Genomic DNA, 3,676 nt, shown 5'->3' with positions numbered 1-3,676 from the left:
GCTGGAGCGCGAGACGAGGGACCCGGTGTACGGGCATGCGCTGAGCGTGCACGCCATCGACCTCACCGAGTACGAGGGCTGAGACCGGGGCGGCCCGCGCCCCCGCGCGACAGGGGCCGCCCCCGGGAATGCGCGGTCAGGCCGCCCGGCCGTCGTCGCCCTGGGTGGCCGTGTCGTCCACCTCGTAGCCGAGGCGGTCGACCACCTCCACCACGCCGTCGACGCTCTCGCACAGCCGGACGACGACCGGCAGCATGCTCCGGTGCTCCACCGTGCCGGAGAGGGTCACCCGTCCGTCGGCGACATCCACCGACAGCGCGGCGGGGGACACCCCGAGGATCCGGGTGAGCACGTCCTCAAGGATCTCCTCCTGGATGGCCCGGTCCCGGCGCAGGAACAGCTGGAGCAGATCGCTGCGGCTGATCACCCCGGTCAGCAGACCGGAGGCGTCCACGACGGGAAGCCGTTTGATCCGGTGCTGTTCCATCACCCGGGCCGCCCGGACGGCGCTCCACTGCGGCTCGGCGACGACGGCGGGGCTCGACATCATGCCCTCGGCGGTGCTCGGGGTCGCCTTGGAGGTCTGTCTGCGCAGCAGATCCGCCTCGGAGACGACACCGACCGGCCGTCCCTCGTCGTCGACCACCGGCACGGCCGTGATGCCGTACTCGTCGAGCAGTCGTGCGATCTCCTTGAACGCGGTACCGCGCTGGACACTCACCGCTGTGGGTGTCATCAGGTCGGCGACCCTGCGGTTTCTCATTGGCCCGCCAGCCCCTTTCCGTACGTACCGGTCAAGTATCACCGATGTCCGGCATCCGCTGACCAGCGTGTACACAAGGGAGATTCCCCCCAGGGACCTTCGACCCCCGCCGGGGGGACCAAAGGCCCGGGCACACACGGTCATCGACTTCGCCGGGCAGATCCTCACCGACGACCATGTGGATGTCGCCGATGTCCTGCGCCGACTGGAGGCGGTCGGCGTGGGCCAGGTCCTCGATGCACAACCCGGTGCGCCCGTCCATCGTGTAGTGCCCACCGGGGACGGCCATGGTGCGCACCGCGCGCACCTCCGCACCGCGCCGCGCATCACGGGGCGCGCCACCACACCGCACCAGACGCGCGCCGCGCGGCGGCGAGCCGTGTAGCACACGCCCCCTTGTCCGCGACCTGATCGACGGCCGATACCGGGGAGAGTGAAGCTTCCCTTTGATCTTGGACATCTGGAAACTGGGACGTGAGAGCCCAGGGGAAGCAGTGCCAGGTGGGAAGCAAGTACACGAAGCGGTACTCGGACGACTACAAGCGGGACGCGATCGAGCTCGTGCGGTCGTCGGGCCGGACGGTGACCGAGGTCGCCCGGGAGCTCGGAGTCCCTGCGGGGCTGGGGGAAGGCCCGCGCCGCTCAGGACACCGGATCCGGTCCCGCGGCCGGGCGGGCCGGGCAAAGTGCCGACGACCGGGACGAGGAGCTGAAGCGGCTGCGGAAGCGGACCGTTGAGCAGGCGAAGACGATCGAGATCTTGAAAAAGCGACGGCCTTCTTTGCGAAGGAGAGCGACCGGTGAGCGCGATATGCCGGTTCATCCACGCGGAGAAGGTGAACTACCCGGTCACGCTGCTGTGCAAGGCGATGAGGACCGTGCGGTCCACGTACTACGCGTGGGTGGCCGGAGGGGAGGCCGAGGTAAGCCCAGAGGCCGCCAGTAGTTGATCTCGGGGCTCACTTCGGCGACACCCCCTTGAAGCCCTCGGGCGCCTGGTGATCACGCATTCCGTCATTGTTCGCACTCAGCCAAGCCACATCGGCCGTCTGGCTTTGTCGAGCAGTAGTGACGTCACCTTTCGATGAGTTTGGGAGGCGCCCCGAACCACGGTCGGGTGATGTTGATGAGTTTGGGAGGCACGGTGGCTTTGCCAGGGCAGCATCGGGATGCTCTTGGAGAAAGGTGCTGGTCATGCCGCAGATGTCGAAGGTCGAGCTGTACGCGGCGATCCGACGTGACCATCGCGGCGGCATGTATGCGGGATCTTGAGCGCAAGCACGGCGCGACCTGGCGGACAGTATGCAAGGCGTTGGACTCGTCCTGGCCGGAGCATCCGAAGAAGCTGCCGCCCCGGGTCACCAGGCTGGATCCGTACAACGAGTCCTTCGGCGCTGGACCAAGACCTTCACCGATCCCGCCTCTGCGCGGCCATCGTCGACCGCCTCACCTTCACCGGCACCTTCATCGAGACCGGCACCGAATCCTATCGGCTCGCAAGCACCCGAGCCCGGGCCGCGGAACCCGCCAAGGTCGGCTGACACATCTGCTGGCCCGCCGCCCTGGCGGCTCACCGCCCTCACGGGCGGCGAGCCGTCATCAGAAAAGCAGCCGGCCCGACACGCGGTCTTCCCGTTTGGGCCTTCAGCGCTCCTGGATTCCGATCCCTGGCGTTGCGGGGTTGACGGTTCCACGAGCGTGTCCTATCCATTCGCCAGGAACTCGTCGAACGTACGCGGCGCGCGCCCGGTCAGGTCCCGCACCGCCGTCGTCACCTCAGACATCGTGCCGGCTGCCATCTCTGCGTAGAGCCGCAGAAGGTCATCTACGAACCAGCCGGGCAACCCCTGTGCCCGTAGACCCTCAGCTGCCTCCTGAGGCGTCAGATCACGGAACGGAATGGCGAGCTTGGCGGCGATCTCCTCATCCGTCAGCGCCTCCGGCCCGGTGAGCGCATAGGTTTCGCCGCCCCCGAGCGGGCCTGTCAGCAGCACTGCGGCACAGGCGGCGACGTCGTAGGCGTCGATGTACGCCACACGTCCCGCACCGTACGGACCTTCCAGGGCACCACTGTGGGTGAAGCCGCCCTCGCCCGTGAAAAAGTTCTGCATGTAGCCGGTGGGCTGCAGCGACGCCCGCCGCAGCCCAGACGCCTTGAGGTACTGCTCGATCTCCCAGTGCGCGCGTACGGACAGCTTCGCGTCCGGACCGGGTTGCCACGCCGATACCTTCGCCACCCACGAGACCCCGACAGCCCGTGCCGTGTCGATGACGCCGGTCTGCTGCCGGACCATCGGCTGCTGCCCATCCACGGGAAGCGCGCCGCCACTGTTGAGCAGAAGACGGTCGACCCCTTTCAGGGCGGACACCATCGACACCGGATCGTCGAAATCCCCGACCACGAACTCGCAGTTCAGCTCCTTGCCCTTGCGCGCCTCCCGCACCAGCGCCCGAAAGGGCACGTCCGCCTCCGCAAGAGCCCGTACCAGGTACCGGCCAATGGTCCCGGTCGCACCCGTCACAAGAATCATCCTGTCCCCCACCGTCCGAGAAGGCGTCAAGAGTCCTCGCCAACATTACCGGAGGATCCATCCGTTTACCGAGTCAAGGGACGCACCGCCGAGCATGTTCATACCCGCGCTCAGGGGTATTCGTCGGTGCGCCTCAAGGGCTGGCAGACCTGACTGCGAGCAGGCCGCCCCGCGTTCCCGGCCACGTCACTGCCGTCATTTCTCATCGACATTCACCAGCCAATTGATCACCAAGTGACTCCGGAACCCCTCGACAAACACTGTCCCAGAGATGAACGAAGCCAGCCGTGGGCCTTGACCCCGAATCCTGAACACGGGTTATGCGGCTGATGCCAGCGTAGTTGGTGGTGCTTCGAGTGTGGCTTCGTAGGTGATGGGGCTG

The 3,676-nt window shown here is 67.1% G+C and carries 5 protein-coding genes and 1 pseudogene; 4 read left to right on the top strand and 2 right to left on the bottom strand.

Annotated features, from left to right (window positions below; all coding sequences use genetic code 11):
• Window positions 1-136 precede the first annotated feature (136 nt).
• Window positions 137-763: a CBS domain-containing protein gene (locus ACFYT4_RS36105; RefSeq protein WP_389279131.1), complete on the bottom strand. Its 627-nt coding sequence runs from the start codon at window positions 761-763 to the stop codon at window positions 137-139.
• 67 nt (window positions 764-830) lie between these two features.
• On the opposite strand from ACFYT4_RS36105, the gene ACFYT4_RS36100 reads away from it, so the two are divergent.
• The 4 genes and pseudogenes from ACFYT4_RS36100 to ACFYT4_RS36085 all read left to right on the top strand — a co-directional run.
• Window positions 831-1,148, top strand: coding sequence for a hypothetical protein (locus tag ACFYT4_RS36100; protein ID WP_389279128.1), 318 nt, complete (start codon window positions 831-833; stop codon window positions 1,146-1,148).
• Window positions 1,149-1,237: 89 nt separating this feature from the next.
• Window positions 1,238-1,501: a transposase gene (locus ACFYT4_RS36095; protein WP_389279125.1), complete on the top strand. Its 264-nt coding sequence runs from the start codon at window positions 1,238-1,240 to the stop codon at window positions 1,499-1,501.
• Window positions 1,502-1,563: 62 nt separating this feature from the next.
• The gene (locus ACFYT4_RS36090; RefSeq protein ID WP_389279122.1) at window positions 1,564-1,713 is read left to right on the top strand and encodes a hypothetical protein; all 150 of its coding nucleotides are present in this window, start codon (window positions 1,564-1,566) and stop codon (window positions 1,711-1,713) included.
• 428 nt (window positions 1,714-2,141) lie between these two features.
• A pseudogene (locus ACFYT4_RS36085) lies at window positions 2,142-2,304 on the top strand (ATP-binding protein); the annotation flags it as partial.
• A gap of 162 nt (window positions 2,305-2,466) precedes the next feature.
• Here the strand turns inward: ACFYT4_RS36085 and ACFYT4_RS36080 are convergent.
• Window positions 2,467-3,294 (bottom strand): SDR family oxidoreductase, encoded by an 828-nt coding sequence (locus ACFYT4_RS36080; RefSeq protein ID WP_389279120.1) that lies wholly within the window; start codon window positions 3,292-3,294, stop codon window positions 2,467-2,469.
• Between the last annotated feature and the right edge of the window lie 382 nt (window positions 3,295-3,676).

The organism is Streptomyces sp. NPDC004609 (assembly GCF_042873655.1).
GTDB lineage: Bacteria > Actinomycetota > Actinomycetes > Streptomycetales > Streptomycetaceae > Streptomyces.
Note: the sequence above shows the minus strand (reverse complement) of the source record. Positions and strands in the feature narration are given on the sequence as shown.